27 protein-coding genes, 4 tRNA genes and 1 other annotated feature are annotated in these 25,427 nt (G+C 65.5%); of the genes, 17 read left to right on the top strand and 14 right to left on the bottom strand.

Annotated elements, in window-relative coordinates; genetic code table 11:
- Nucleotides 1–466: 466 nt before the first annotated feature.
- From J2853_RS37065 to J2853_RS37045, 5 genes are all read left to right on the top strand, one after another.
- On the top strand, nt 467–937 hold the full coding sequence (locus J2853_RS37065; protein WP_307565590.1) for a pyridoxamine 5'-phosphate oxidase family protein: 471 nt from the start codon (nt 467–469) through the stop codon (nt 935–937).
- The gene (locus J2853_RS37060; protein ID WP_307565588.1) at nt 934–1,923 is read left to right on the top strand and encodes an NADPH:quinone reductase; all 990 of its coding nucleotides are present in this window, start codon (nt 934–936) and stop codon (nt 1,921–1,923) included. Before J2853_RS37065 ends, J2853_RS37060 begins: the two co-directional genes overlap by 4 nt.
- A 179-nt stretch (nt 1,924–2,102) precedes the next feature.
- The gene (locus J2853_RS37055) at nt 2,103–3,098 is read left to right on the top strand and encodes an aldo/keto reductase (protein ID WP_307565586.1); all 996 of its coding nucleotides are present in this window, start codon (nt 2,103–2,105) and stop codon (nt 3,096–3,098) included.
- A 7-nt stretch (nt 3,099–3,105) separates the two neighbouring features.
- Nucleotides 3,106–3,945, top strand: a complete 840-nt coding sequence (locus tag J2853_RS37050; RefSeq protein WP_307565584.1) for an MmyB family transcriptional regulator — start codon at nt 3,106–3,108, stop codon at nt 3,943–3,945.
- Nucleotides 3,946–4,336: 391 nt separating this feature from the next.
- Complete coding sequence (locus tag J2853_RS37045) at nt 4,337–5,203, top strand: hypothetical protein (protein ID WP_307565582.1); 867 nt, start codon at nt 4,337–4,339, stop codon at nt 5,201–5,203.
- A gap of 204 nt (nt 5,204–5,407) precedes the next feature.
- On the opposite strand, the gene J2853_RS37040 is transcribed toward J2853_RS37045, so the two are convergent.
- Both J2853_RS37040 and J2853_RS37035 read right to left on the bottom strand, forming a co-directional pair.
- Nucleotides 5,408–5,881 (bottom strand): hypothetical protein, encoded by a 474-nt coding sequence (locus J2853_RS37040; protein ID WP_307565580.1) that lies wholly within the window; start codon nt 5,879–5,881, stop codon nt 5,408–5,410.
- Between the two features lie 506 nt (nt 5,882–6,387).
- Nucleotides 6,388–6,840: a MarR family winged helix-turn-helix transcriptional regulator gene (locus tag J2853_RS37035; RefSeq protein ID WP_307565579.1), complete on the bottom strand. Its 453-nt coding sequence runs from the start codon at nt 6,838–6,840 to the stop codon at nt 6,388–6,390.
- A 62-nt stretch (nt 6,841–6,902) separates the two neighbouring features.
- Between J2853_RS37035 and J2853_RS37030 the strand changes: the two genes are divergently transcribed.
- Both J2853_RS37030 and J2853_RS37025 read left to right on the top strand, forming a co-directional pair.
- A complete protein-coding gene (locus tag J2853_RS37030; protein WP_307565577.1) occupies nt 6,903–7,190 on the top strand; it encodes an antibiotic biosynthesis monooxygenase in 288 nt (95 codons plus the stop codon).
- Nucleotides 7,187–8,023, top strand: a complete 837-nt coding sequence (locus tag J2853_RS37025; protein WP_307565575.1) for an SDR family oxidoreductase — start codon at nt 7,187–7,189, stop codon at nt 8,021–8,023. The genes J2853_RS37030 and J2853_RS37025 overlap by 4 nt, the downstream gene beginning before the upstream one ends.
- Nucleotides 8,024–8,278: 255 nt before the next feature.
- On the opposite strand, the gene J2853_RS37020 is transcribed toward J2853_RS37025, so the two are convergent.
- The 3 genes from J2853_RS37020 to J2853_RS37010 form a co-directional block, all read right to left on the bottom strand.
- Nucleotides 8,279–8,344, bottom strand: a tRNA-Phe gene (locus J2853_RS37020).
- A gap of 86 nt (nt 8,345–8,430) precedes the next feature.
- The gene (locus tag J2853_RS37015; RefSeq protein ID WP_307565573.1) at nt 8,431–8,838 is read right to left on the bottom strand and encodes a PIN domain-containing protein; all 408 of its coding nucleotides are present in this window, start codon (nt 8,836–8,838) and stop codon (nt 8,431–8,433) included.
- On the bottom strand, nt 8,823–9,083 hold the full coding sequence (locus tag J2853_RS37010; RefSeq protein ID WP_089213941.1) for a type II toxin-antitoxin system Phd/YefM family antitoxin: 261 nt from the start codon (nt 9,081–9,083) through the stop codon (nt 8,823–8,825). The genes J2853_RS37015 and J2853_RS37010 overlap by 16 nt, the downstream gene beginning before the upstream one ends.
- Nucleotides 9,084–9,647: 564 nt before the next feature.
- Between J2853_RS37010 and J2853_RS37005 the strand changes: the two genes are divergently transcribed.
- Nucleotides 9,648–9,854: a hypothetical protein gene (locus tag J2853_RS37005; RefSeq protein ID WP_307565571.1), complete on the top strand. Its 207-nt coding sequence runs from the start codon at nt 9,648–9,650 to the stop codon at nt 9,852–9,854.
- Nucleotides 9,855–10,084: 230 nt separating this feature from the next.
- Here J2853_RS37005 and J2853_RS37000 read toward each other — a convergent pair.
- Both J2853_RS37000 and J2853_RS36995 read right to left on the bottom strand, forming a co-directional pair.
- A tRNA-OTHER gene (locus J2853_RS37000) sits at nt 10,085–10,142 on the bottom strand.
- 358 nt (nt 10,143–10,500) lie between these two features.
- Complete coding sequence (locus tag J2853_RS36995; protein WP_307565569.1) at nt 10,501–13,188, bottom strand: AAA family ATPase; 2,688 nt, start codon at nt 13,186–13,188, stop codon at nt 10,501–10,503.
- 97 nt (nt 13,189–13,285) lie between these two features.
- Here J2853_RS36995 and J2853_RS36990 point away from each other — a divergent pair, with 97 nt between their 5' ends.
- Nucleotides 13,286–13,696: a hypothetical protein gene (locus tag J2853_RS36990; protein ID WP_307565567.1), complete on the top strand. Its 411-nt coding sequence runs from the start codon at nt 13,286–13,288 to the stop codon at nt 13,694–13,696.
- Nucleotides 13,697–14,051: 355 nt separating this feature from the next.
- Here the strand turns inward: J2853_RS36990 and J2853_RS36985 are convergent.
- Nucleotides 14,052–14,117, bottom strand: a tRNA-Ser gene (locus J2853_RS36985).
- A 159-nt stretch (nt 14,118–14,276) separates the two neighbouring features.
- On the opposite strand from J2853_RS36985, the gene J2853_RS36980 reads away from it, so the two are divergent.
- Together J2853_RS36980 and J2853_RS36975 are read left to right on the top strand one after the other, a co-directional pair.
- Nucleotides 14,277–14,558, top strand: a complete 282-nt coding sequence (locus tag J2853_RS36980; RefSeq protein WP_307565564.1) for a type II toxin-antitoxin system Phd/YefM family antitoxin — start codon at nt 14,277–14,279, stop codon at nt 14,556–14,558.
- Nucleotides 14,551–14,955: a type II toxin-antitoxin system VapC family toxin gene (locus J2853_RS36975; protein ID WP_307565563.1), complete on the top strand. Its 405-nt coding sequence runs from the start codon at nt 14,551–14,553 to the stop codon at nt 14,953–14,955. The genes J2853_RS36980 and J2853_RS36975 overlap by 8 nt, the downstream gene beginning before the upstream one ends.
- A gap of 108 nt (nt 14,956–15,063) precedes the next feature.
- On the opposite strand, the gene J2853_RS36970 is transcribed toward J2853_RS36975, so the two are convergent.
- Nucleotides 15,064–15,120 (bottom strand) — tRNA-OTHER (locus tag J2853_RS36970).
- Nucleotides 15,121–15,707: 587 nt separating this feature from the next.
- Between J2853_RS36970 and J2853_RS36965 the strand changes: the two genes are divergently transcribed.
- From J2853_RS36965 to J2853_RS36950, 4 genes are all read left to right on the top strand, one after another.
- Nucleotides 15,708–16,930, top strand: a protein-coding gene (locus J2853_RS36965) for an IS3 family transposase (protein ID WP_442480521.1) whose coding sequence is annotated in 2 segments (ribosomal slippage) — nt 15,708–16,020 and nt 16,020–16,930 — 1,224 coding nt in all. Because the reading frame shifts where the segments join, the coding sequence is not laid out codon by codon here.
- Nucleotides 15,983–16,096, top strand: a sequence feature (AL1L pseudoknot). Its footprint overlaps the gene before it by 114 nt.
- Nucleotides 16,931–16,958: 28 nt before the next feature.
- Nucleotides 16,959–18,194: a hypothetical protein gene (locus tag J2853_RS36960; protein ID WP_307565561.1), complete on the top strand. Its 1,236-nt coding sequence runs from the start codon at nt 16,959–16,961 to the stop codon at nt 18,192–18,194.
- Between the two features lie 92 nt (nt 18,195–18,286).
- The gene (locus J2853_RS36955; protein WP_307554833.1) at nt 18,287–19,057 is read left to right on the top strand and encodes a transposase family protein; all 771 of its coding nucleotides are present in this window, start codon (nt 18,287–18,289) and stop codon (nt 19,055–19,057) included.
- Between the two features lie 57 nt (nt 19,058–19,114).
- Complete coding sequence (locus tag J2853_RS36950) at nt 19,115–20,320, top strand: hypothetical protein (protein WP_307565559.1); 1,206 nt, start codon at nt 19,115–19,117, stop codon at nt 20,318–20,320.
- A 162-nt stretch (nt 20,321–20,482) separates the two neighbouring features.
- Here J2853_RS36950 and J2853_RS36945 read toward each other — a convergent pair whose 3' ends face one another.
- The 5 genes from J2853_RS36945 to J2853_RS36925 all read right to left on the bottom strand — a co-directional run bounded on the left by J2853_RS36945 (nt 20,483) and on the right by J2853_RS36925 (nt 23,565).
- On the bottom strand, nt 20,483–20,827 hold the full coding sequence (locus tag J2853_RS36945) for a hypothetical protein (protein ID WP_307565557.1): 345 nt from the start codon (nt 20,825–20,827) through the stop codon (nt 20,483–20,485).
- A 124-nt stretch (nt 20,828–20,951) separates the two neighbouring features.
- Nucleotides 20,952–22,370, bottom strand: coding sequence for an AAA family ATPase (locus J2853_RS36940; RefSeq protein ID WP_307565555.1), 1,419 nt, complete (start codon nt 22,368–22,370; stop codon nt 20,952–20,954).
- A 321-nt stretch (nt 22,371–22,691) separates the two neighbouring features.
- Entirely contained in the window at nt 22,692–22,829 is a 138-nt protein-coding gene (locus J2853_RS36935) for a hypothetical protein (protein WP_307565553.1), read from the bottom strand.
- Nucleotides 22,830–22,960: 131 nt separating this feature from the next.
- Nucleotides 22,961–23,164, bottom strand: a complete 204-nt coding sequence (locus tag J2853_RS36930) for a hypothetical protein (RefSeq protein ID WP_307565550.1) — start codon at nt 23,162–23,164, stop codon at nt 22,961–22,963.
- Complete coding sequence (locus J2853_RS36925; RefSeq protein ID WP_307565548.1) at nt 23,161–23,565, bottom strand: ATP-binding protein; 405 nt, start codon at nt 23,563–23,565, stop codon at nt 23,161–23,163. Before J2853_RS36925 ends, J2853_RS36930 begins: the two co-directional genes overlap by 4 nt.
- A gap of 156 nt (nt 23,566–23,721) precedes the next feature.
- On the opposite strand from J2853_RS36925, the gene J2853_RS36920 reads away from it, so the two are divergent.
- Together J2853_RS36920 and J2853_RS36915 are read left to right on the top strand one after the other, a co-directional pair.
- Nucleotides 23,722–24,030 (top strand): putative quinol monooxygenase, encoded by a 309-nt coding sequence (locus tag J2853_RS36920; protein WP_307565546.1) that lies wholly within the window; start codon nt 23,722–23,724, stop codon nt 24,028–24,030.
- The gene (locus J2853_RS36915; RefSeq protein ID WP_307565545.1) at nt 24,027–25,229 is read left to right on the top strand and encodes a helix-turn-helix transcriptional regulator; all 1,203 of its coding nucleotides are present in this window, start codon (nt 24,027–24,029) and stop codon (nt 25,227–25,229) included. Before J2853_RS36920 ends, J2853_RS36915 begins: the two co-directional genes overlap by 4 nt.
- Nucleotides 25,230–25,427 lie beyond the last annotated feature (198 nt).

The following is a 25,427-nucleotide window of genomic DNA, read 5'->3' as shown; positions in this document are numbered from 1 at the left end:
CGCCCCCGATTTATTGCCCCCACCGGCCACGGGTCGAGGCACTGCGGCTTAGAACGAACCGCAGCACCTCGGCTCACTCAGTTACGACTCGCCGCGAAGAATGTCCGCCTGCCAGCCGCGCACGGCCCCAGTACGGGCAGCCGGAGTGGAATCACGATACGGTAGATATCCGTTCATGTACGCCTCCCGGATCTTTCGGTGCGCCCAGAATGAGCGATTACGACAACAAATGTCCCCTCGCCTGCGATCGATAAACGCAAGCACCGATCCCGGCGGCGAGCACCGATTCCCGGTATCCGCGAACCGGAAAGCCGCCCGACCACATCGCCGTTCTCCGGCCTAAACGTTCGCGCAAGAGAAGAAATCGCAATGGAATTCCATATGAAGAACAATCTCGCGCAAAATCGACGCGAAGCCTTTCGAGACGAATCCCGGGGCCGACGGGGTTCCCACCGAGGGAGAGACGATGAAGACGATCAACGACGACATGCGCCTGATCGTGGAGACCGCGCGGCTGTCCTTCGTGGCCACCGTGTGCCCCGACGGCTCGCCCAATCTCTCGCCCAAGGGATCGATGCGGGTATACGACGACGAGCACATCGCCTTCATGGACATCGCGTCCCCGAACACGGTCGGCAACCTCAGACGCGATCCGCGTATCGAGATCAACTCGATTGACGTCCTCCGCAGGCGGGGCTACCGGTTCAAGGGCGCCGCGGAGTTCCGCGAGCCCGGCGACCCCGTGTACGAATGGCTGCACGCATGGCTGCTCGACCTGAACGGTCCCGGCTACCCCGCCCATCACGCGATCCTGGTGCACGTGGAGAGGGCCCTGCCGATCCTGTCTCCGGCCTACACCTTCGGCGACGCCGACGAGGGGGATCTCAGGCGGGCGTGGGCACGCACCTACCTCGCCGACCTGGAAGAGGAACGATGAGCGACCGGGAGACCATGACCGCGGCGTACATCACGCGGCCCGGCCCGGCGGACGAGATACGGATCGGCCGGTTCCCCGTGCCCGAGTCCGGCCCGCCTGCGGTCCTGGTGAAGGTGCGGGCCCTCGCCGTCAACCACGTCGACACCTTCGTCCGCTCCGGCGCCTACCGGACCCGCCTGCCGTACCCGTTCGTCATCGGCCGCGACCTGGTGGGGGCCGTGGTCACGGCGGCGCCGGGGTTCGCCCCCGGCGACACGGTGTGGTGCGACAGCCTGGGATACGACGGCCGCCAGGGGTCCTTCTCCGAGTACGCCGCCGTGCCCGCCGACCGGCTCTACCCCCTGCCCGGCGGCGTCGACCCGGAGAACGCGGTCGCCTCCCTGCACACCGCCGCCACCGCGCACATCGGCCTCTTCAGGGAGGCGGGTCTGCGGATCGGGGAGACGGTCGTCGTGACCGGCGCGGGCGGCGGGGTCGGCACGGCCACCGTTCAACTCGCCGTGGCCGCGGGGGCGCGGGTCGTCGCCGCCACACGCCCGGACGACTTCGACTGGTGCCGGCGGTGCGGCGCCGACGAGGTCGTCGACCACCACGACCCGGACGTGTACGCGGAGATCGCCGAGCTCGCTCCCGGCGGGGTGGACGTGTTCTGGGACAACACCGGCCGGCACCACCTGGAGCGGACCGTCCCCCTGCTCGCCCGCGGCGGCCGGATGATCATCATGGCCGGTCTCGGAGCCGCCCCCGTGCTGCCGGTCGGACAGCTCTACACGCGCGACGCCAGCCTCCGCGGCTTCGTGATCAGCAACGCCACCGTGGACGAACTCGCCGCGGCGGCCACTGCGATCAATCACCTCCTGGCCCGCGGCGCCCTGGTCTCCCGGATCGGGACACGGCTGCCGCTCACCGAGGCCGCCCGGTCCCACCGCCTCCAGGAAGGCGCCGAACCTCACCGCCCCCGCGGGCGCGTCGTCGTCCTCCCGTAAACCCCGGCGACCGCGACGACGCCCGTCGCCCGAAGGGGCCGGAGCCGCCTCGGCGCCCGTAGCGTCGTCCTGCGAGAACGGGGCTGAGCAGGACGCTGGAAAGTCTCCACCCCGGCCGCATGCTTCTGCTGTGGCCGCCGGACGGGGCGAGCCCGGTAGGAGAAACGGACGATCGAACCATGAGCATGAACACGCACCCGGTCGGCGGCCAGGGTCTGGTGACCTCGGTCGAGGGACTCGGCACGATGGGCATGACCGCGATGTACGGCACGCCGGACGACGCCGAGGCCGTCGCCACGGTGCGCCGGGCGATCGAGCTGGGTGTGACGATGTTCGACACGGCGGACATGTACGGCCCGTTCAGCGGAGAGGAACTGCTCGGCCGGGCGGTGTCGGCCCGCCGCGACGAGGTCGTGGTGGCCACCAAGGGCGGTGGCGTCACCCTTGACGAGGCGGGGAACCTCGTCGGCGGTCCGAACGGCCGGCCCGACTACCTGCGCCGTTCGGTCGAGGGATCGCTCCGTCGCCTGGGCACGGATCACATCGATCTGTACTACCTCCACCGGGTTGACCCGGCGGTTCCGATGGAAGAGACCTTCGGCGCCCTGGGGGAACTGGTCACCGAGGGAAAGCTGCGCTACCTGGGCATCAGCGAGGCGTCGGCGGAGAGCATCCGCGCGGCCCACTCCGCCGCCCCGCTCTCGGCGGTCCAGACGGAATACTCGCTGTTCACGCGCACCGCGGAATCCAACGGGGTGCTGGACACCGTGCGTGAGCTGGGCATCGGCTTCGTGGCGTACGCGCCCCTGGGCCGCGGGTTCCTCACCGGTGGTCTGCGATCCGTCGAAGGACTGCCGGAGAACGACTTCCGCCGCACGGCCCCCCGCTTCGTGGGTGAGAACCTGGAGCACAACCTCCGCCTGGTCGACAAGGTCCGGGCGATCGCCGAAAATCGTGGTGTAACGCCTGGTCGGTTGGCGCTGGCGTGGGTGCTGGCGCAGGGGGTGACCGCGATCCCCGGCACCAAGCGCCGGGTCTACCTGGAGGAGAACGCCTCCGCGGCGGACCTCGTGCTGGACGCCGAGACGCTCACGGCGCTCGACGAGGCGGTTCCCGCCGGCGAGGTGGCGGGCGAGCGTTACACGCCGATCGCGATGAGTGCGATCCAGGAGTGAGGTCACCGTGAAGCACAACGACGTGGGCGGTTTCCTGCGAGCACGCCGGGAGGCGCTGCGACCGGCGGATGTCGGGCTCGTGCCCGGCGGCCGCCGGCGCACGCCCGGCCTGCGCCGCTCCGAGGTCGCGCTGCTGGCCGACGTGTCGGTGGACTACTACGAGCGACTGGAGCAGTCCCGCAACGCCAAACCCTCCAAGGCGCTGCTGGCGAGCCTGGCGCGGGCCTTGCGGCTGTCGGTGGACGAGCGCGACCATCTCTACCGCCTGGCGGGCTACCCACCGCCCCGGCCGGGCGCGACCGGCGGCTACGTCGACCCGGCGATGATGTTCCTGCTGGACGCGCTGACCACGGTGCCCGCGCACATCATCGACGACCTGACCACCATGCTCGCGCAGAACCGGCTCAGCCACGCGCTCATCGGCTCGTGGGCACACGGCGACGACCGCGCGGGCAACGTGACCTGGCTCTGGTTCACCGATCCGGCGTCACGTGCCCTCAACGTTCCCGCCGAGCACGAGGCGATCGGGCGCGGCTACACGGCGGACCTGCGCGCCGCCGCGGCCCACCGTGGCCGGGACACCGTCAGCGACCGGCTCATCACGGATCTGGCCGAGGCCAGCGAGGAGTTCCGCCGCTACTGGGACGACATGGAGGTCACCCCCCTGCGGTCCACGCGCAAGACGCTGATCCACCCCCATGCCGGGCAGCTGGACGTGCAGTGCGATGTCGTGCTCAGCTCCACCACCGGGCACCGCATGGTGATCTTCCGGCCGCAGCCCGGTTCGACCACCGCGGAGAACTTCGAGTTTCTGGACGTCCTCGGCCGGCAGACGTTCGAAGGCTGACCGCCTTCGGCGGGTCCTCCCGCCGCGATCCGAGCTCGTGACACAGCGCCGCTCCGTGGGTCTCATCCGCTGAAAGCCCGGAGCGGAAGGATGCCCGCGTGTCACCCCGCTCGGCCGGCGGAAACCGCGGCCAGAGGCCGGTAGCCGAAGTGAGTCCGCGGGGACGTTGCCGTCAGGGTCGCTGTCGTCGCTCTTCCGGGAGCCTGACGGTGGTCCACTACCCTCGTCTGAGTTGATCTGTTTTCGGGGGCGAGACGGAAAGGGTGCCATGGCTCAGGTGCCGCAGCCGAAAACACGATCCTCAACGACGGCGGTTCTCCGCTTCGGCGCGGTTCTGGCCGCGTCGGGACCGGTGATCCTGGCGGCTTTCGGGGTCGGGGTGGAGAGCTCCGTGCGATTGTGCGCCGTCTCGGGGTCCGACCCCTATCTCGTGGAGAGCCCGTCATGGGAGCTGCCGTTCTGGGCCCAGCTCCTGTTGCCGGTGGTCCTGGCCGGCCTCGTCCTGCGTGCGCCACGCCGGACCACGCTCACGGCCGTCTCGGCGATCGGCGCCGTGCTCGCGCCGGCGCTGCTCACGGCGATCCTCCTGCCCGGCACCGACCCGTGCACCGGGCGAGAGCTCGCCGTCGTGCTGCCCTGGCCGTTGATCGTCTGCTACTCGGTGGCCACGGTGTCACTGGTCCTGACGGCCCGGTCACCGCTGTCACGGACGGAAGGTGGGGGCATCCTCTGGGCGCTCGCCGTCGCCGCCGCGGCGTGGACGGCGACGACCTGCCGCTTTCCGACGGTGACCGATGACTTCCCGGCCCCCGGCCTCCGTTACGGAACTCTGGAGTCGCCCTGGGACACCCTTGAGGCATGGGTTTTCGGAGCCGACGTGGCCGGCCTGCCGGTCGTGATCGTCGCACTGGCAGCGGCGGCGACGGGCGCCTCCGCGCGGTGGGGGCGCTCGGCCGGCGCCGGAGCCGGGGCGCTCCTCGTTGTCTTCGCCCTGATCGATGCCGTGATGCAGTTCAGCCGATACGAGAGCGACTTCCAGACACATCCCGTCGATCTGGTCAGGTGGCCCCTGCTCCTCGCGGCCGTTCTCGTCGTGGCGACCACGTGGAGACGCCGGGAGCCGGTCTTTGTGACCGGGGTCGCCCGCTCACTGCGGAACAAGATCCCGGGTCGGCCGAAGGACCTCGCCGTACTGGTCGTGATCGTGGTCGCGGCCGCCTGGCTCGTCGTCTCTTCCTTCACGCCGACCTCGCCATGACGTGCGCGCCGTACTCCGCGGTACCCCGGAGACCGCGGCATGCGGCATGCGGCATGCGGCATGCGGCATGCGGCATGCGGAGGAGATCATCCCGTGCGACGTGGCCAGGTCCGGAGGAACGGTCCGTCGTTTCCGGGCCGTGTCCGGCGCGGTGGCGCCGGATCGCCCTCGTAAGCGAAGCGCGTCGCACCGTCACCCTGGGGGTCAGAAGGAGTGGCGGTAGTAGGTGCCCCAGTCGAAGTCGCGGGAGGTGCCCTCGCCGATGTGGGTGCGGAAGCCGTCGAAGCCGCCCCGGGCGCTGATGTTGAACTTCCACTCGCCGTGACCGCCGGTGGCGAACCGACGGGTGTGCCAGCCACCGTTGTCGTGGTAGGAGAAGTCGACGTAGGTGTTCTCCCGGTCACGGTCGTGATCACGGGCCTCGATGTCGAAGTAGTAGCGACCGCCTGAGTAGTACCAGTAACCCTGGTACTGCGAGCGCTCCCCGCGCGACTCACCCCGGCCGAAGCTGGAGGAGCCGGAGAACCAGTGCTTGCCGTACTGGGTCTGAGAGACCGAAGCGGTGCTCGCCGTGGAGGCGGTGGCGGCGGTGGCGGCCTGGGCGGGAGCCGCGGCGATACCGGCGGCCAGCGCGCCGGCCAGGGCGGTGCCGACCAGGACGCTGCGAAGCTTGCTCATGAGGGGACTTCCTTCGGGTGAGGACGCTCGGGGTGAGCGAGTGTGGAGTCTGCGCCCGGTGCGCTTTTTGGTGCTGCTCGTTCCGGACAACACTCACGTTAGGCAGGCGCAACATCCCGTTCTGCGTACAAACGCACACTCAGCGCCGAGCGTGCACTACGACACACAAACAGCCCCACTTTCCCCTCCCGACACGGCGCGGTGGCAGAACCGGACAACCTCCGACGACCCGGGCAGTCATCCCCGCAAGGCCGTCGGCTCATTGATCGGGCTGGTCAGTCCTGGCCGCACGCCGGCCTTGCCAGACATGCCGTGCGCTGGAGAGGGCCGGTCACACCCCGAAGATCACCACAGCCTTTCGTGCGACGGTGATCACTGTCGGCGTAGGGCGCACGCCGACCTCCTCGGTGGCGGGGAGGGTCGTCGCGACGCGAAAGGGTGCGCACACCCGGCTGGGCGGACGGCCTTCCGCCACCCGGTGATGTCCCTCCGGGGGTCGGCAACGGTCACCTCGTCCTGGTCTGGCGCTCGGCGACCAGCTTGAAGACGCGTTTGAACTCCGCGTACGCCTCCTCGCCGACCGCCCGCGCGTGCTCGGCCTCCATCTCCGCGAGGACGGCGTCCGACTTCACCAGGTGATCGCGGCCCAGTTCGGTGGGCACGATGAGCTTGGCCCTGCGATCGGCGGGGTCCGGCTGCCGCTCCACGTACCCGATCGCCACCAACTCGTCCACCAGGGTGCCGATCACCTGCTTGTGCTGGCCCGACTGAGCGGCCAGGTCGGAGGCCCGGCTGCCCTCCACGTCCAGGTAGGCCAGCACCGCCCCGTGCCGTGGCCGGACCTGTGTCTCCCCCATCTCCGACAGCCGGAAGAACAACTCCTTCTGCAGGCTGAACAGCGTCCGGCTGGACAGGATCCCCAAGTCGGGCATCTCCCGCTTGCACTCGCTCCTACGCACCGCACGCCTCTCTCTTAGTCACTAATTTTGATTGTCACTAATTCTTACTATATTGTCGTGGTGTGACGACGACAGTAGAACTCACCAGGTTCCGCGTCTCTTCCGAGCACGCGACGGACCTCATCGCCGCCCGTGGCGGAATGATCGCGGACTTCCAGACCGACCGGGACGGTTTCCTGGGCGCCAAGCTGATCCAGCTGTCCGACGGCGAATGGCTGGACATCGTGGAGTGGCGCTCGCCGGCCGACTTCGCGGCCTCCCGCACCAAGGGCGGCAATCTGCCCGGAATCCGGGCCTTCTTCGCCCTGATCGACGAACTCGTTTCCACGGAAGAGGGGACATTGCGATGACCATCCTGATCACCGGTGCCAACGGCAACGTCTCCGGCGAGGTACTGCGCTCGCTGGAGGGCACGGCGGACCTGCGGGTACTGGTACGTGACAGGGCCAAAGCGCCGTCAGGTGTCGAGGTGGCGGTCGGTGACCTCCACCACCCGGAGACGCTGGACCAGGCGTTCGAGGGCGTGGACACGGTGTGGCTGCTGAACGCCATGGGCCCGGACTCCACGCATGCCAGCAGCAACGCACTCTGGGCGGCCAGGAAGGCGGGCGTGCGGCACATCGTCCGCATGTCGGCCATCGGCGCGGGACACGACGCACCGACCCGCAACGGCCGGCTGCACATCCTGTCGGACATCGAACTCGCGGCCTCGGACCTCGGCTGGACCATCATCCGCCCGGCGTACTTCATGCAGAACACCCTCGGCTCGGTCAACGGCGACACCTTCTACGGTGCTCCCGGGGAGGGCCGGGTCGGCATGATCGACGTGCGGGACATCGCCGACTTCGCCGCCGTCGTGCTCCGTGACCCCGGGCGCCATCAAGGGGAGACCTACACGATCACCGGACCGGAGAGCATCAGACTGCGGGACATGACGGACACGCTGTCCGAGGTGTACGGCAGGCCGATCACCTACCAGCCGGCGAGCCCGGACGACGCCTACCCCGCGATGCTGAAGGCCGGGATGAAGGAGTGGGACGCGGCGGTCACCAAGGAGTACCTGAAGGCCTACGACGCGGGCTGGGGCGACTACACCACGCCCACGTACACCGCCGTGACGGGCCGTCCGGGCAGGACGTTCGCCCGGTTCGCCCGCGACTACGCCGATCGGCTCGGCGGATGAGGCCGCTCCACGGTGGCCGACGAACGCCGGTGACGGCGCACGAGGCGCGCCGTGAAACGTATCTCCATGAGCCCCAGGGCCATCAGTTGGCGTACCGCGCCCTGAGCCGACACACCCACCTTCCGAGACCGTAAGAGCCGCCAGCCCATGCCTCGCTCCCCTGATGAAAGGCGCTGTCGTCGGCGTTGTCGTCAAGCACAACGAAGAACGCCCCGGCCGTGATCGGCTCGGGGCGTTTGTGCTGCTTAGACGAGCTGGTCAGGGGCGGGATCGAACCGCCGACCTTCCGCTTTTCAGGCGGAGCAATCGCCCTGCTCATTCTCCGGGAGCTGGGAGTGGTGGGGTGCCGGCGGTGGCCGACGTGTGGCTGTGGCAGTGGACGTTGCCGTCAGCGTTGCCGGCGGCGTTCAGCGGGGAACAACCTGCGCCCGGACCCCGGGTAGGTCATCGAATGCGGCGGACGAATCCATCGTGACCACGATTCTCGCGGTGACGGCGGCCGTCGCGGCGATCATCAGATCGTACGCTCCCCACGTCTTCCCCAACCGGCGCGCCTGCGCCAGAAGACGAGCGTGGACCCTGGCGACGTCCACGGTGTACTCCTCAACCGGAATCAACGCCAGAACCTCATCCACGAAAGCCTGCCGTCCGGGACGACGTGCCACATCCGCCAGTTCCACGCCAACGAGCAGCTCAGCCACAGTGATCGCGGCGATCGCCACATCATCGGCATCCCCGATCACCGCGTCCACGGAGGCCCTGCCCCGCTCCGCGGCGATCAGCACGCCGGTGTCCAGGATCAGGCGTCGGGCCACGTGCTCCTCATCTCGTCGTCGACCGCCTCCCGGGCCGCCGCGACATCGGCCTCGAAATCGGCGTCCAGCGTCCCCGCGGCTCCGGCCAGGAAAGCTTTGACCATACGCCCCGGTGCCGTGGGCGCGGGACCGATCACCGCGATCCGCTTACCCCCACGAGTAACCACGATCGTCTCCCCTCGCTCAGCCTCGTCCAGAACGACCGCGAAGCTCCGCGATGCCTCCGTGGCAGTCATCACCTTCATGAAATCAGATTATCTGATTTCATGAAGGTGATGACTCGATCACACTTATCCGTCGCCGGACACCCCGGCGGCACGGGGTGAAAGGACCGTGTGGTGTCTCCCCGTTAGAGGAACGGCCCGCCGCTTCCCTGCCATGCCTGGTCGAGCGGTGTCGGCCGGCAGAAGGATCAGCTGGATTGCCGATCCTTCTGCCGAGGCGTTCTTGGGACGTGGCGCGCCGCGCACCGCCATCGGGGTTAGAAGGAGTGGCGGTAGTAGTTGCCCCAGTCGAAGTCGCGGGAGTTGCCCTCGCCGATGCGGGTGCGGAAGCCGTCGAACCCGCTGTTGCGGCTGTAGCTGAACTTCCACTCGTTGTGGCCGCCGGTGGAGAAACGGCGGTTGTGCCAGCCGTTGTTGTCGTGCCAGCTGAAGTCGATGTAGGTGTTCTGGCGGTCGCGGTCGTGGTCGCGGGCCTCGATGTCGAAGCAGTAGCGGCCATTGGAGTAGTACCAGTAGCCCTTGTAGTCGGAGCGGTCGCCGCGCGATTCGCCCCAGCCGAAGCTGGAGGAGCCGGAGAACCAGTGCTTGGTGTACTGGGCCTGGGCGACCGAGGCGGTGCTGGCCGCACTCGCGGTGCCGGCGGTGGCGGCCTGGGCGGGGGCGGCGGCGATGCCGGCCGCCAGAGCACCGGCCAGGGCGGTACCGAAAGGTCAGCCCGAGGAGACTTCGGACGACAGCTACCGGCACCTCGGCGGGAACTGGTACGGCTGGCGTGGCTGGGACAATTGGTGACCACCGGCCCGCTCCCTACCCGGTGGAGCAACCCGTTCAACGGGCGCCCGAAACCATCACCTCGAATGAGCGCTACGACGGCAACCACCCACGCAGTCGGCACATCTCAGACCCGAGACATCAAGAGCCCGGGGCCAATCCCACCTCGCGCTCGGCACCGTTGCTGTCACTGGAGATCAAAACGCCCCGGGCCGTGATCGGCTCGGGGCGTTTTTGCTGCTTAGACGAGGTGGTCAGGGGCGGGATCGAACCGCCGACCTTCCGCTTTTCAGGCGTGGCAATCGCCCTGCCGGCCCTCGACGGCCCAGGAGTAGAGGGTGCTTGAAGGTGTCCCGCGTGTGCCTCTGGTGGTGGACGTCGCCGTCAGCGTTGCCGTCAATGGCACCGTCGCGATCGCTAGGAAGGCCTGGGAAACGAAGAGCGCGCCACGGCGATGAACGACGCCCAACCCGTGCCGTGGAACCCGAGTGCGCGGTCGTGGCGGCATCTCGCACTGGAGACGTAATGATCGTGATCGAGGATCACACCCGCCTTCATCGAGGAGGCCTCGGAGCCGGCCTCTCGGGCCCGGAATGCGCATGCGAGAACAGCGCGCCACCACACGCGAACGGTACGAGGCGCCGCGGTTTCAACTTCTGAGCGGACATCAGTCGAGCACCGACGAAGACCCGGCGATGGCTGCCAATTGGGCTCGGGAGGTGATACCCAGCTTGGGAAACGCCTTGTAGAGGTGGTAGCCCACGGTCCGCGGGCTGAGGAAAAGCTGGGCGGCGATGTCGCGGTTGGAGGCGCCATTGGCCGCCAGCCGTACGACGTGGCGTTCCTGGGGGGTGAGCACGCTGAGCGGGTCGTCGGCCCTGCGCGGCGCCGCCGGCACGTCCCCGGTCGCGCGCAGCTTTGCACGGGCGCGCTCGGCCCACAGCTCCGAACCGAGTCGATCGAAGATCTCCAGTGCGCCGCGCAGCTGCGCGCGGGCATCTGCGCGCCGCCGTGCCCGTCGCAGCCACTCGCCGTAGGCGAGCTGCGTCCTCGCCTGCTCATACGGCTGAGTGTCTTCCTCATGGAGGTGTACGGCATGCACGAAGTGTGCCTCGTCCTCCTCGACGAGGGCGCGGCAGCGCAGGGCGATCGCGTCCGACGACGGCTGACGGACGTGCCGCGCCCAGGCCAGGTAGCGGGCGAGTGGCTCCTTCGTCCGCTCCGGCCGGCCACTGCGGATCGCTGCCTCGACCTGGTCGGCGGCAGAGAGGACGGCAATGCCCGTCGACGGGATGGCCTCCAACTGCTGGAGGGCGGCGTCCGGGCGACCCAGGCCGAGTTCGAGCAGGCCGAGTGCCCACCGCCCGATGGCTGCCGCATGAACCAATCCTTGTGTGTCGGCTCTCGCGACGCCTTCCTCAGCGTTCGCGCGACACTCCTCCGCATCCCCTTGATGAGCGAGCACCCAAGCAAGAGAGCATGTGATGTGGCTGATCCGGTGCTCGTAACCCAGATCCGCCGCCAGCCGCAGCCCTGCGTTCAGGACCGCCCTGGCCTCGCCATACCGGCAGAGCCACCCCTGCGCGAGACCATGATCCTGGAGCGCGAATGTGAGCCAGCCGATCATCCCGCTCTTCCGGCAGTCCGCCACGGCCTGGCCGGTGATCTCCTCGTAGAGGATGGCACGGCCCAGCGGGAAGCACAGAGATGCGATGAAGGTCAGTCCAGGCACCCCCAGCCCGGCGGGCGCATGTACGTCGACCGCCTCGCCCATGAGCTTGATCCCACCGCCGATGTCACCGCTCAGCAGGCGGGTCAGTCCGAGCGCCCCGCTGACCAGCGGCGAGTCGACCGCGGGGAGCGCGCAGAGGCTCGCGGCCGCCTCTTCGGCCAGCCGCGCATCACCGGCGAACCAGGCACAGCGGATGGCCTCCACCAGCAGCCAGGTGGCCCACTCCTGCGAGTGGGCCACCACGCGAGAGGCGCCGTCCATGATGATCCGGCCCGCCGCGAGCGGTGTGCCCAACTCGAACGCGCGATGGGCGCGCACCTGGATCAGTGCGGCCATCACGTCAGGGTCGTCCACCTCGGGCGTGGCGCTGTCAGCGAGCGCAGCGGCACGGCCCATCAGACCGGCGTCGCTCGCTGCCAGCGCGGCAGCGGCCAGCCGTCCGGATCGTCGTACCGGATCGGCGGTGAGCTCGGCGGCCCGCTCGTAAGCGGCCGCCATCGCGGCGTGGCCGCTGCGGGTACGTGCCCGTTCCGCCGCTTCCTCCAGCTCCCGTGCGACGTCCTCATCAGGACCGAGCGCGGCGGCGGCCAGGTGCCACACCCGCCGGTCGGCCGCATCCGTGGCAGCCGAGCCGGTGAGGGCGTCGGCAAGGGCTTGATGTACGGCAAGACGCTGGGTGACCGGCGCACTCTGATAGACAGCCGCCCTGATCAGGGGATGGCGGAAACCGACGATCGTCCCTCTGATCTCGATCAGCCGGCTCCGCTCGGCTGCCTCAAGGCCATGGAGGGAGGCACCCGCACCTACCACCGTCTCAAGCTCACCGGAGCCGTCCGCCGCCGCGATCAGCAGCGCGATCCGCGCGGGCTCGGCAAGCGCTGCTATCTGTGTTTGGAACGCCTCCTGGACTCGATCGGCGACGGGCATCGCACCCACCGGTGACAATCGTCCCGCCCGCTGTTCGGCGGAGAGCGCGGCGGGCAGTTCGATGAGCGCCAAGGGGTTGCCGTCCGACTCCTCGATGAGGCGCTCTCGCACCTGCGGTAGAAGGTCGGCGGGGAGCAGGGCGGCGGCGGCTGCACTGTCCAGCCCGCCCAGCCGGAGCTCGGGCAGCCCAGTGGCAGGGAAACCCGTGCGGGCAGCGAAGATCATAGCGACGCCTTCAGCCTCGAGGCGGCGGGCGGCGAACACCAGTGCGTCGACGGACGCCTGATCGAACCACTGCGCGTCGTCAATGAGGCAGAGCAGCGCGCCGTCCCCTGCGAGCTCGGAGAGAAGGCTCAGTGCGGCCAGCCCGACCAGGAGCCGGTTTTCTGGAGCGATGTCGCCCAAGCCCAGGGCGCCGTTGAGCGCCGTGGCCTGCGCGTCGGGCAGTGCGTGGATCCGGTCGAGCCCAGTGCGCAAAAGCAGGTGAAGTGCGGCGAAGGGCAACTCGGCCTCGGATTCGATACCGACGCCGCGCAGCACTCGCATGCCCTCCGCTCGCCCGGCGGCATAGTCCAGGAGCGCCGACTTGCCGATCCCCGCCTGGCCTCGAATGACCAGGGCCCCGCTCTGGCCGGTCCTGGCCTCCGCGAGGAGCCGTTCGATGTCCGCTTGTTCCCCGGCTCGTCCGTACAACACGGTCAGGAACCTACCGTCACGATGACTGATTCGGGTTGGTTCAGCCCTGCGTAGCTTCGTGGTCACAGGCACGTCAGTACTACGAAGGGACTCCGAAATGGCCACCGTCGCCAGCACCGTCAAGCTCGCCGCCGACGCCAAGCTGCTCCGCTTCGCCCTCAAGCTGGATGCGATGGGCTCGGGCGCCAACGGAGTCGTCTACGTCGTCGCCGCGGCGCTCTTCGGCGAGATGTTCGGCCTCCCCGCCGCCTTCCTCTACCCGGCCGGTGCGTTCCTGGTCGCCTGGGCAGCCGCCCTGTTCTTCCTCGCCTCGCGGCCTACGGTGAGCAAGGTCGCCGTAGGCGTCGTGATGGCTGTCAACATCGCTTGGGTGGCCGCGAGCGCGGAGCTGCTCATCGCCGGTTGGTTCCCGCTGACCGGCTTTGGCACCGCGCTGGTGATCGCACAGGCGGTAGCGGTCGCCGGCTTCACCGGCCTGCAGTTCGCCGGTCTTCGTAAGACCGCGTGAACTCGCTGCAATCCATCGGTGCCCGTCCCTGCGCAGGAGCGGGCACCGAATCACATCGGCCGCGCTCAGCCCACCGCACGAGGAGCGGCCGAGCCGTCACCATGCGCTGAATCAGGGTGTCCATCGTCAGAGATCCTCGGACACAGCGACATCGAGGTCACCGTGACGATCTACGCTCACGCTTCCCTCGACGACAAGCGCCGCGCCCTCGGCAAGCTCGGCCATGCTCTGACGAAGACCGTACCGATCAACAATGCCCTGGAGCCCAGTTCCTCTGGGGCGTCTCTCCCGTCAAGTACAACGAAGAACGCCCCGGCCGTGATCGGCTCGGGGCGTTTGTGCTGCTCAGCTGAGGTGGTCAGGGGCGGGGTCGAACCGCCGACCTTCCGCTTTTCAGGCGTGGCAATCACCTTGCCCACCCACTGGGAACTGGAAGCAGAAGGACGCCGACGGTGCCCCGTGTGCGGCCGCGGTGGTGGGCGTTGCCGTCAAAGTTGCCGTCGACGAGCTCGGATCCGCCGACGAAGAAATCGCTCTTCTTTACGTAGCACTGTGAGACACAACGAGCTACATTGAATGTATGAAGACGATTACCCAGCGCGAGTTTCGCAACAACTCCGCAGCCGTCATGGACGCGGTGGAGACGGGCGAGGTCTACCACATCACGCGCAACGGCATCGAGGTCGCCGAACTGCGACCTCTGACCCGCCGGCGGCGCCTGACCGCGGAAGAACTGGTCGCTCGCCACCGCCGACTACCGCGTGTAAATCACGAACTCATGCGCCAGGAGGCCGACGAGTACTTCGGTACGGAAGACCGCATCGGCAGCCACGACGATCCCTGGGAGCGCAATCATGACTGACCATGACAAATCGGGAGTGCTCGACACCTGTACATACATCGATCTGGATCTGATCGATCCGGCACGGCTGCCGACCATCCCCGAGATCACCGCGATCACTCTCGCAGAACTCCACCAGGGCGTCGCCATGGCCAAGGACGCCGGAATCAGAGCCGCACGCATGGAAAAGCTGGGAGCAGCCGTCGCCGACTTCGAACCCCTGCCCTTCGACGGCGACGCCGCCGCCCGCTACGGAACCCTGGTGGCCCTCACCATCGCCGCCGAGCGTGACCCCCGGCCTCGCAGGATGGATCTGATGATCGCAGCGGTGGCCTCCACCCGAGGCCTGCCGCTCTACACACGCAACGACGCCGACTTCAAGGGGCTCGAAAGCATCGTGACCGTAGTGCCCGTGTGATGGCCCGCAGGGCACACCAGAAACCTGGAATCACCCGCTGCCGTCAAACACAACGAAAAGCACCCCGGAGCAATGAAGCTTCGGGGCGTTTGCACTGTTCAGATGAGGTGGTCAGGGGCGGGGTCGAACCGCCGACCTTCCGCTTTTCAGGCGGACCAATCACCCTGGCCGGGTAGCGGAGACCGTGGTCAGAGGGTGGTGGACGGTGGTCGAAGTGAGTCCGTGTGTGGGGACGTTGCTGTCAGCGCTGCTGTCACCTCAGCCATGGTCACCGGTGGCAAGTTCCGACGAAGGAGGGGCTTGGCGTCGATCGCCCCAGCACCCAATGGCGGTTACCGAAGTCAGCGATCGTCACGGCCTCACCGCAAAACTTGGAGTTGACCCGGTTTAGTGGACACCTGATCCCTGAGGAACCCTGGTTCCCAGAAGAAGGAGTTCACTGTGCCGAACAACTATCCGCCGGAGTTTCGCCGGCAGATGGTCGAGCTGGTGCGCGCGGGACGGTCGCCGGAGAAGCTCGCCAAGGAGTTTCTCCCCCTCTACCCAGTCGATCCGTGTCTGGGTGCGCCAGGCCGACCCGGACGACGGTCGCCGCGCCGACGGGTTGACCAACGCCGAGAAGGACGAGTTGGCCCGGCTGCGTCGCGAGATCAAGCTGCTGCGCTGATGGGTTGAATGCACCCGTGGTTTAGTTCGGAAGTGGGCCACCCCGAGTTAGTTGGAGGCTCCGATACCTGGAAGGGTGAGGAGTTATGGCACCACCGAGGAAGTATGCCCCTGAGCTGCGGGAACGCGCTGTCCGTATGGTTTTCGAGCTGCGTGCGGCCGGTGAGGGGGCGGGCGTGCTGGCCCGGGTCGCAGACCAGCTCGGGGTGCACCGCGAGGCGCTACGGACCTGGGTGCGCCAGGCCGAGGTCGATGGCGGGAAGCGCCCGGGGACATCGACTTCTGACGCCCAGCGGATCACCGAACTCGAGCGTGAGAATCGCGAGTTGCGGCGGGCGAACGAGATCCTGAAGGCCGCCTCGGCGTATTTCGCCCGGGAACTCGATCCCAGACTGCCGCGCTAGTCGAGTTCATCGATACCCATCGCGAACGGTTCGGTGTGGAGCCGATCTGTGCCGTGCTGGAGTTCGCGCCGTCCACGTACTGGGCGGCGAAGAAACGGGAGTCGAATCCGTCGGCTCGTGCGGTCCGGGACGAAGAGGTGAAAAAGGAGATCCTGAAAGTGTGGAACGGCCCGGGACGTGGCCTATATGGGGCGCGGAAGGTGTGGGGCCAGCTCAACCGCCAGGGCGTCACGGTCGCCCGGTGCACGGTCGAGCGGCTGATGCGCGAGCTGGGCCTGTGCGGGGCGACCTGGTCGCGCAAACGGCCCCGGACCACCGTCCCCGGCGCCGATCGACCCGGTGACCTGCTGGAACGCAACTTCACCGCGGGCCGGCCGGACCTGCGATGGGTCGCGGACATCACCTATGTCGCCACCGCCTCCGGCTGGGTGTACACCGCGTTCGTCCAGGACCTGTACTCCCGTCGGATCGTCGGCTGGCAGGTCGCCGACCACCTGGGCACCGATCTGGCACTCGACGCCCTGGAAATGGCGATCTGGGCGCGTGGAGGCGTCATCGATGACCTTGTTCACCATTCCGATAGAGGCGTTCAATATACTTCTATCCGCTACGCCGAACGGCTCGACCAGGTCGGTGCGGCTCGTTCTGTGGGCAGCAAAGGCGATTCGTATGACAATGCCGCTGCGGAGTCGCTCAACAGTCTCTACAAGAAGGAGCTAATCGAGTTCCATGGCGGCTGGAAAGGCGTCATGGATGTGACGATTTCCACCATGGAATGGGTTGCCTGGTATAATTCTGAAAGGCTACATTCTTACTGCGGGAACGTTCCTCCGGCCGAGTACGAGGAGACGTTCCACCGATCAACCGCCGACGGCGGCCTGGCGATCGAGAACCAAGCGATCTAGCCTCCAACTTCACCGGGGCGGCCCAGAAGTGACTTCAAACGAGACCCTGTCGTACACCTCGGTCAGTATCACCCCGCGTCCGCCGCGAGTCATCATCGTGGTCGACGGTGGTAAGCATTGGAGCTACTGGGTGCGCCGCGCGCTCTACCGTGCGGACAAGGTCTGGGGCGGTGCTGGCTTCGCGGTTGTCCCACACCAGGGTGGGCAGGTGAACCCAATGCTTCTACGGGCGTGCGAGGCGTACGACCCCGACTTCGTCGTGACGTACAACCCAACGGTTGCGGATATCGAGCACTTCCATCCCGGCTTTATCCCCGTAGACAGAGAGGACGGCCAACCTCTCGAAGGAGCCGATCGGGAGCAATTACTCGCCGTGGTAGGTGCTGACGAGGTGCCAAGCCTTGAGGATGAGGCGGCCCGGAAGCAGGTCGTCGCCGCATGTTCATCCTATCGATCCCGGTTCCCAGATGATGAATGGCATGAGCACGTGATGTCACTGCACGAGGAGTCGAATGGTCATTTCGCAAGCGTCCCCGACATGCCGGGTACATGGCAGGCATCTGTCCTCGCCTGCCCGACAGACTGGGGTGGCGTACTCGGTGCCGCGGTGGCCTCCTATGCTGGGGTTGCCGCTCCGCCGTCGCGCGACGCGGAGGAGCCCGAGCTTGATGACGATGTCCGAAAAACGCTGACGTCCTGGCTCTTAGGCCAGCCGGACGGCGTGGCACCCAATGAGCTGGTGTGGCATCCGGGCCCGGCTTTTGGGGTGGACAGACGGACAACGCCGACCGCACATGAGCGCACCAAGGCCCATTTGGTCGAGATCGTCACCGGCCTCGATTTCCGTCGCACGGGGCTCTTGGTGGTGGGCGACAGCGCGGAGGATTTCGCACTCTCTCGCCTTTGGCAACTGACCTACGGCAACGCCTACTGGCTGCCGTCCATGCTAGGCATGGACGAGGACGCTATGCCGTGGCCCATCGGGTACGGCGTGACAAGGATCGCGCGGAACCTCGTCCAACGCGCCAATCGCCTCGTGATCACGTCGATGTCGCGATCAAAAAATGATCTTGAACTATGGCGTGAACGCCTCTTGGCGGCGTATCCAACAAGAATCCCAAGGGACGAAGATGCCGCCATCCTAGTCATCCTGGGCCCGGAGCTGCCGTGGCGACAGGGTGCGACAGTGGGCTTGGCCGTGCAGGATCAGTGGGACAGTGAACCTTTTTCATCCTCTAATGGCGGTCCGCAAGTCACAGCCTGATCGCGAGCCTGCCGTTCGCCTGATGACATAGAGAAGCTCCTGGTAGACGGGTTGATCACCACAACCACGCCCGTCACAACCAGGAGCTCCGGGTGCTGTTCTATCGCGCCGCCGTCGATTTGTCGCGTTCAACGCTGAACTACGTAGCCGGCCTGATCCGCAGACGTCGCAAGGCGATCGGGTCAACCTGGCGGCGGCTGAACCCCGGACAGCAGGCCCTGCTCACACTGGTCTACCTACGCAAGGGCGATACCTTCAGCGAGCTCGGAGCCGGGTTCGGAGTGTCGACCACGACCGCATGGCGCTACGTGGAGGAGACGGTAAAACTGCTGTCGACACGCTCCCCGAAGCTCCGGCAAGCGCTGCGCAAAGCGAGCAAGGACGGCCTGCACTACCTGGTGCTGGACGGCACCCTCATCCGCACCGACCGGGTCAAGGCCGACCGGCCGTACTTCTCCGGTAAGCACCGGGTACACGGGATGAACGTCCAGGTCATCGCCTCACCAGACGGGACGATCTTATGGACCTCCGGGGCGCTGCCGGGCAAGACCCATGATCTGAGCGCCGCCCGGATCTGGGGCATCCTGCGCCAGCTGGAACGGGCCGGGATCATCACGCTCGCAGACAAGGCCTACCAGGGAGCCGAAGGCCCGGTCCTCACTCCATACAAGGGCAAGAACAAGCCCGGATCGCAGAAGCGGGCCAATCGGTCACACGCCCGCCTGCGCGGTCCAGGCGAGCGCGCGAACGCCCAGCTCAAGAGCTGGCGCATCCTGCGAAAGCTCCGCTGCAGCCCCAGCAAGGCGGGACACCTGTGCAAGGCCATCGCTGTTCTTCAGAACCACCGGCTCGCCCAAGGATGAAAAAGGCTCAGTCAAATCACTGTGCCGATATCCGTGGCGGAGGACGGCACGAGCCGCATGGTCGCTCCGTTGCCGGCACCGGTGCTCGTCAACAGCGAGCTAGCCGCGCACGCGGATCTGGAATGGCAGGTCGACGTTCATTGGCAACCGAACCACGCCGTGCGCCGACGCGGACTGGACAGCCGGGAGCTCTTCGCCGAGCAACTGCCGTTCATGCCGACATGGGCACGCAGCAGTCGCCATGGCGCGACATATGGGTCACGACGGTATGACTTCGTCCTGGCAGGGACCCGATCGGAGAACACCCTCGCACGGGTCGCACTCCGGCACCTCAGCCTCGCTGCCTGGGTTCGAGCGAAAGCGGCCGAGCACGACCTCTCCGCGCTGCCCAGCGATGCCGGACGGCGCACCTCACTACTGGCAGGCATGCTCGGCGGGCGTCGGCGATATGTCGACCTCTTCGGTGGTCCGTTACTGCCGGCTCTCCGCGCCATGCTGGCGACCAGTGCCAAAAGCAATGTGGCGTACCCCGATGGGGAAGGTGTCTCGCTCTCATCGACCGAAGGTGTGCTGACATTCGCTGGTATTTGCGCGCGAACGGCTGATCTGGCATTGGCTGACGTCCGTGAATATGCCGATGCCGCGCTCCGCGCTGGAGTGCTGCGCCGGGGAATGGTGCTCAGGTGCACGACTTGTGAGCAAAAGCAGTTCCAGACGGTCGACAAACTCGGCCAGCGCTGGCGTTGTGCCCGCTGCGACGCGTTAAATGACCTTGATCGGCACGCGTGGAAGCTTCCCGCAGACGAACCTACGTGGTTCTACGACCTGCACCCAGTGGGCCGCCATGTGTTGAGCGAACACGGCGAGGTATCTGCCCTACTGTCGGCGTACCTGCGGAAACAGCGCAAGGAACAGCGTGGGGCGTTCATCGACCTGGAGGAGATCGTGTTCCTGCAGGGAAATCGACCACAAGTTGAGGTGGACCTGGTGGTGTACACCGACGATGTCCTGACCGTGGCGGAGTGCAAGACGCCCGGCGAGCTAACTGGTAAGGAGCGCAAGCGGGAGATCCTTAAGAAGTGCCGTGCGGCCGCTTGGCTGCGCGCCGACCGATTGTTGTTTGCCACCACAGCTGAGGACTGGACACAGGCCACTCGCATCCTGGTCGAGAATGCAGTGGCCAGTTTCAGTGAGTGGGGTCCTCTCGGCTCACCTCAGGTCGAGTTCGTGGCGGGTCTTGGCAGGATGGACGCCGAAGTTTGAAGGTTCGAGGGATGGATCTGAACCCTTAACTACAAGGTAGAACCGCCTGCTGTGCGGCGTCTAGTCCGGCAGTATACAGAAGGGGAAAAAGCGAAGATCAAGCATATCCGCCCAGCGCAATGCCAGTTAAAGCCTATACATAATCGCCACCTAAACACACCATTAGCGAAATGAGGCTAAACTCTTACACGAAAGCAATTCCATGCCGCATCGAATCAGCTCAATTCTATGATCCTTTCCGCGATACCTTATCTTCTTTCTATCTAGTTCACGCACCTCAATTGTCTTAATTCCCGCATGAACCAGAATGGGATGAAAAGACAGGTTGATATCGCCTGTAAGTCGATCCATTATTTGAGCACCATTTTGAAGCTGCTCGGCGACATGACTGATGTTCGATTTGCCCCCTTTCAATTCGATCGCGCATCCCAAGAAGGCATCTTCTTTATTTAGCCAAAGAAGGAAATCGCATAGCTTTCGATCGCCAAAATCATGATTTTCTTGCATCTTTGTTCCAGAGACACAGGACAACGTATCGGCAGAGCGCGGCAATTTAATACTACAATTTCCATCATTGCAGCGCGTAACAATACAACATCTAGCGTGAGCTTTAGAGAGGTCTGGAATTAAGCTAGAGTGGGGCATCTAGCTGCCTTTCCAGATCCACGTTCTGGTTGTACAGCTGTTCAGCAATTAGACCGAAACTTGATTCAGGAATTCCTTCTAGCGGATCAACTGGAGGCCGCGTTACAATTGTCCCCGTGGTCGAAGGCTCGAATAGGTAAGCACTAACCCTAGATGCTTTGAGTCGCACATCAGGCTCAATACCCATCTCCATAGCTAGTTGTTCATCCATGGAAGATGCGACAATGGCGTTATTTAACTGCTGGAGAAAGAATTCGCTATGAGTCGTCAAGGCGATAATCAGCCCTTGATTGACAAGCTTCGCCACATTTTTTGCCAAGACGATTTGCGTAGCAGGGTGAAGATGTGCCTCTGGCTCCTCAAATATCAGGAGATCGCCCTTCCGGAGGACATGACGAAGATAGAGAACTACCGGTGCTAGCTCAGAGACCATTGAAGAGGTACGTCCAACGGGAAAGAAACCTGCAGGTGTTTCGTAAAGAACTTCAGTATTCCCCAGTGCATCCCCGACTAGATGGATATCTCCCTGCAAGACATCTCTTTCCAGCTCTTTTGCCCCCTCCTCAAATCCTTGGGAAGACTGAACAGATGGATCTAACTCCAGGACTTCTCCAAGGAAATCCGTCACAACGCCAGTGAGCGTAGGGATTTGAATCTCCTGCAAGCCTGCCAGCGAGGATCCGCGCACTAGTGATCCTGTAATGACTTTATGGGATTGCATAAGGCCAGAGCGCGCCGCTGGCAAATATTTCGAATGCAGAGGAACTTCGCGAAAGCAGGCGCGGTTCAGCTCAAATCCTAGTTCACGCAATAGGTTTCGACCGTTACGCGGTACGCCGCGACGACGGACGCGAGACCAGTCTTGATTGCTAATCAACGACCATACTTCGTCCAGAGATGGCGCCTCGTAGCTAACCTTGGGAGATTTTCCAGAGATGGTTACGTTTACTTTCCACCCCGGGCGACTACTAACAATGTCGATAGAAGCCTTGGTGACGCGCTTCTGTACACGCCTCAAGCCGCCAATAGGTGTTCCAGTCGCACGCTCCAGTTCTTTAGTAAGGGTAATCGCATAATCCTGCAACGCCGCATTAATGCTTTCCCGATAGATGTCGACCAAGTATTCAGGAAAAGCGTCAAGCTCCGGCTTACGTTTATCTAGAAATGCTTCATAAAGGAATGATTCGGCTTCGTTTGCCAGATTTGCTTCAATGTTTTTGAATGCAGCCCTAAAGGCATTTGAGAAGCGTGCAATACTCCCTACGCGGACGCGAGAAAGTGCTGCGTACATGACTGTCGCCACGACAGACTTCCCCGAATTATTCGGGCCAACAAAGACCATTAAAGGGTCGATATCAATGGTCGCGGTCCGAATAGGGCCTATGTTGTTAATTATTATCTGCAATTTGCACCTTTTGTCCCGCTGGGCTGTGGCATTTTGGGCTGCTGAGCTGCCACACTACCTAGACTGACAAGCTCATCACCAGGTCTTATGCTGCAGCATGTGGCGTGCCGTTTTGGGTCGCTCCTGTCGGGGCCATCCTGCGCGGGCGGCGTGGGCCGCGACCGGCCGAAGAGCCGCAGCGCGGCCAGCGACCGCCCGACGCGCGCGGGACGCCGTAGGCGGCACGCGCCTTGAAGACGTAGAGAAAGTTCTCATCCCGAGTAGGCGAACTCCGATGATCTTGAGCCCATAGCGACCGTCATGGTGCCCTCACCTGGTGTTTCACAGGTTGTCGCTGAGCGGGCCGCCGTGATCACGAGTCAAGCCGACGAACACCAGGGCCACCTCGATCTCGCCGATACGCCGTGGACCCAAGCCCCAGATCTGGTCGAGCTGGCGTGTGCGCAGCAGCGTGATCACGTCTGCAACCGTATGGGGCCGGTCGAATGAAGTTCCGCATGCCTGCGTGAGCGGGTTGTAAGCCCTGGCAGACAGCACAGGCTTGAGGCACTCGATCGGGCAGGCCAGTGTGATCGCGTGAGGGGTACGGGTCATCGCCGTGGTTGAGGTCTGGTCAGAGGGCGGCGTGACTGGAAGCGCTCGACGCGGGTCGCGAGTTCCGCGGCAGTGTCGGCGGTGAGCGTGATCGTGCGGCCTTGAAGGGCGAACCACCGGTACGCGAACGGGTTGTAGAGGAACGCCCAGGCGGGGAACCGCTCGCGGAGAGCGCGTAACGCTGGGGGCGTGCTGCTCATGGAGCAGGTGGGGGTAGCTCGACCCAGACCGTTCGGCCGGCGGCGTCGCCCTTGACTCCCCATGCGCTGGTGAGGGCGGTCACGAGGTAGAGCCCTCGTCCGCCTTCGCGGTTGGGGGTGGGGAGGCCGAACGCGGCGGGACCGCCCTGGTCGGCGATCTCTATGTAGGCGGTGCCGTCGGGATGGCGCTTGACGGTCGCGGTGAAGAGTCCGCTCGGCTGCCCCGTGCGCGTGTGCTCGACGGCGTTGGTCGCCAGTTCGCTGGCGATGAGTTCGGCTTCCGGGTGGTCGGGGAGGTGAGCCTTCACGAAGCGGCGGGCCGCTCGCACCTGTTCCTTCTCCCCCGGAAAGGTCCGGTGCCATCTTCCAGCGCCTTCACAGCTGTCTGAGGGTGGGATCATCGTCGGCTCACCTCGCGATCAAGCAGGTCAGGGGCAACTCACGGTGTGACTGATACTTAAAGTACGAGTACGATATTTATAGTGCAAGCCACTTGGGGTACTTGCACCGCACAATAAGTACTGATCTCGTAGAGGCTCCGACGAAGGAGGACACCCATGTTCGGTCTGATGGTCCGATTCACCTGTAAGGACGAGGCATCCGCCGAGGCGTTCGATCAGCTGGTCGGCGAGACCATCGAGAAGATCCGCGACGGTGAGCCGGGAACGCTGGTGTACGCATCGCACCGGGTCGACGGCCAGCCGCTCCAGCGGATCTTCTACGAGCTCTACCGGGACCGCGCGGCCTTCGACACCCACGAGGAGCAGGAGCACACCCGGCGGTTCCTCGCCGCCCGGGAAGAGCTGCTGGCCTCGACCGAGGTCGACTGGCTGACCCTCCAGACCGGTAAGGGAACGGCGGGGTGAGCACCGAGTATCAGAGAGCCCTGGGGCGGCGCATCGCCCAGGAACGCAAGCGGCGCGGCCTGTCACAGCCGGAGCTGGCGCGGCTGGTCGATCGGTCGGTGGCGTGGATCTCGCAGGTGGAGCGCGGGGTGCGCAAGGTCGATCGCATGTCGGTCCTGGAGAAGGTCGCCGAAGCGCTCGACATCCCGCTGTCGGAGCTGGCTGCGGAGGCACCGGTGGTCGCCGCCTCCGCCGAGGAGATCCCGGGAACGGCCGGTCTGCGCCTGGTGCTGTCGGGGGCTCACTCCCTGCGGGCCATGCTGCATTCGGCACCCGTCCCGGCCACGTCGGAGATCCAGCCGCGGGTCGATCGAGCATGGGAGCTGACGCACGAAAGCCGGTACGTGGAGCTGGCCGACCTGCTGCGGGGCCTGATACCCGCACTGGAGACCGCCGCTCGATCGGCTCCCGAGGAGCGGCGGGCGGAGCTGTTCGAACTGCTCGCGGTGACCTACCAGGCGTGCTCGGCCGCGCTCGCCAAGCTCGGTGAGCCCGAGGCCGCGTGGATCGCCGCCGATCGCGCGATCGTCGCCGCGGAAAGGGCGGGCAACCCGCTGATGATGGCGGCCGGCGCCTTCCGGCTCGGCTTCGTCTTCCTGGGCGCGCGCCACTTCGACCAGGCAGAGGAGACGGCCCGTACAGCTGCCGAAGCTCTGTGGTTCATGGTCGACGAGGGCAAGCCCGAGGCGATGTCGCTGTGGGGTGGACTTACTCTGCAGCGGGCCGTGGCCGCTTCCCGGCTGAACGAGGCGGACACCGCGTACCAGCACCTGGCGCGGGCTCGTGAGGTCGCGGAGCGGCTGGAGGAAGGACGCAACGACTACAACACGGAGTTCGGTCCGGCCAACGTCGCGCTTCACGAGGTGGCGGTGGCGGTCGAGCTGGGAGACGCCGGTCATGCGCTCCGGGTCGGTACGGCGGTCGACACCTCGCCGCTTTCCAGTGAGCGGCGCGCTCGGCTCCAGATAGACCTTGCCCGCGCGCACGCTCAACGTCGACAGGTCGAAGAGGCCGTATCCGCACTGCTGGAGGCCGAGGCCATCACACCGGAGCAGATACGGAACCACCGAATCACCTACCAACTTGTGTCCGATTTGCTGACCATGCAGGACCCGCCCTCGCCTGAGCTGCGGGAACTCGCCGACCGAGTTGGAGTGTAGAAAAAGTACGTGCACTAATACTAAAAGTACTAGCAGGTACTCGCGGTGCGAGGTAGCGTTTGTGTTGACGCTGAAGCTCTCCTGGAAAGGAGGTGACAGCCCAACGCAAACGCTCTTCTGCGTTTCAAGGGCAAATACCGAAAGACCGCTCTCAGGGAGCGGAGACAGGCCACACATGAAAGTGGCCTGAGCGGGAGA

Origin of the sequence: Streptosporangium lutulentum (assembly GCF_030811455.1) — a bacterium.
In the GTDB taxonomy this organism is placed as follows: Bacteria; Actinomycetota; Actinomycetes; order Streptosporangiales; family Streptosporangiaceae; genus Streptosporangium; species Streptosporangium lutulentum.
This window is presented reverse-complemented; position numbering and strand designations above follow the sequence as displayed.